Here is a 346-nt window from a genome sequence, read left to right on the forward strand (position 1 = left end):
TGGTGCGCCGTACATCTCGCGCAGCTACAACGTCGGGCTGTCGGCGTCGTGGGAGCTCGACCTGTTCGGCCGTGTGCAGAGCCTGAAGGACCAGGCACTCGCGCAGTACCTGTCGACGTCGTACGCACGGCAGGCGTCGGAAATCTCGCTGGTGTCGCAGGTGGCTGACCAGTACCTGACGCTGTTGTCGACCGATGACCTGTTGCAGGTCACGGAGAACACGCTGAAGTCGGCCCAGGCGCAGTACGACCTGACGAAGCTGCAGTTCGACAACGGCACGGGCTCCGAGCTCGAGCTGCGCCAGGCGCAGACGGTGGTCGAGACGGCGCTCGCGAACCAGCAGCAA

Annotated in this window: 1 protein-coding gene; it reads left to right on the top strand. The window is 65.0% G+C overall.

The features are described 5' to 3' along the window. A partial coding sequence (locus U5809_RS34620; protein WP_322089860.1) for a TolC family protein occupies window positions 1–346 on the top strand: 346 nt, incomplete at both ends.

The organism is Burkholderia sp. BCC1999, from assembly GCF_905339975.1.
Lineage (GTDB): Bacteria > Pseudomonadota > Gammaproteobacteria > Burkholderiales > Burkholderiaceae > Burkholderia.